The sequence below is a fragment of the Paraburkholderia sp. J41 genome (assembly GCF_905220235.1).
Lineage (GTDB): Bacteria > Pseudomonadota > Gammaproteobacteria > Burkholderiales > Burkholderiaceae > Paraburkholderia.
Genome location: NZ_CAJMZE010000100.1, coordinates 1 through 540, shown reverse-complemented (window position 1 = coordinate 540; position 540 = coordinate 1). Strand labels below are relative to the sequence as shown.

The following is a 540-nucleotide window of genomic DNA, read 5'->3' as shown; positions in this document are numbered from 1 at the left end:
GGCACGGAGCACTCCGGCAAGTCACAGCTAAACCTTGGCTACCTGGTCAACAACAAGCTCGAATACCGCGGTGAAGGCCAGGAGCTTCGTACATCGGGATGGGGGGCAATCCGCGCGGGAAAGGGCGTGATGGTGACCACCTACGATCGCCCGGGTGCCAATGGCAAACAACTCGACATGCAGGAGACCACCGCGCAGCTCGAAAGCGCGCTGGAGCTTGCCAAAGCCCTTGCAAACTCGGCAAGCAGCGCGAAGGCAGAGCCTGCGGACACCGCCGCCCAGCAGCAGGTCAAGGACGATCTCGACGGGCTGAAGAAGCCGGGCCTCCTCATGAGCACGCCGGCATCGGCGGGGCTCGTGGCGGCCGGGGGGATCCAGTTTGCTGCGCAGGACAACCTGAGTGCCACCGCAGGCAAGAACGTCGATTTCAGCGTGCTCAAGAGCTTTACGGCCGCCGTCGGCGAAAAGATTTCGCTCTTCGTGCAGAAGTGCGGCATCAAGATCTTCGCCGCGAAGGGTCCGGTCCAGTTCCAGGCCCAG

General features: G+C 63.1%; 1 protein-coding gene. It reads left to right on the top strand.

Annotated elements, in window-relative coordinates:
* Positions 1-540, top strand: a 540-nt coding sequence (locus tag U5805_RS31590; protein ID WP_322107406.1) for a type VI secretion system Vgr family protein, incomplete at both ends; no start/stop codon positions are given.